The 693-nt window shown below is 50.5% G+C and carries 2 protein-coding genes; both read right to left on the bottom strand.

The window, feature by feature from the left end:
- On the bottom strand, positions 1-302 hold a 302-nt coding region (locus ACTHS3_RS16390; protein WP_440368559.1), incomplete at its 3' end, for a PLDc N-terminal domain-containing protein.
- A 144-nt stretch (positions 303-446) separates the two neighbouring features.
- Positions 447-693: uroporphyrinogen decarboxylase family protein (locus ACTHS3_RS16385; RefSeq protein WP_440368558.1), on the bottom strand; the 247-nt coding region annotated here is incomplete at its 5' end.

Here is a 693-nt window from a genome sequence, read left to right as displayed (position 1 = left end):
CGTGATTTGACTTGGTCGGCAATGTCGAGATAGATATCGGCTAGATGGGTGGCGGCAAAGTTGCGGTAGAAGCGGTTCATTTCGCCGGTACGTTTGGCGCGGGCTGTGCCGAGACGAGGCTCGCCGATAAGGATGTAGGCGATGGTTCCGAATACGGGGAAAAGGAATAGGATAATCAGCCAGGCGAAGGTTGAGCCGATGTTTTTTTGTTTATACAACACGCGCAGCATGCAGACGAGTGCGGCGCAGGTGTGGGCGAAGATGAAAATTTCGGTCCAGGTGATGTCTTTTAAAAAATTCATATTCGGTAGCGGGAGTGGATGTGTTTTAAGTTTGAAGGTGTCAGCTGATAAGCTTCAGATATTAAGTATATAGAAAAACCGTCTGAAAACAAATTTACACGATAATTGTGTTTTTGTTTTCAGACGGCCTTTGCGTTGTTTCCATTAACGGTGATACTGACGGGACAGTTCGTGTACGGTATCGACCAAAATTTTGGCGTGTTCCGGGTCGGCGTGTTGATTGATGCCGTGTCCGAGGTTAAATACATGGCCGCTGCCGTTGCCGTAGTCGGCAAGGATGCGTGCGACTTCGGTGCGGATAGATTCCGGTGTGCCGAAGAGGGCAAACGGGTCGAAGTTGCCTTGCAGGGCAACTTGTTCGCCGACGCGACGGCGTGCTTCGCCGATGTTG

The sequence above is a fragment of the Neisseria sp. P0009.S007 genome (assembly GCF_051962515.1).
The sequence above is the reverse complement of the archived record's forward strand: the minus strand, read 5'-3'. Positions and strand labels throughout refer to the sequence as shown.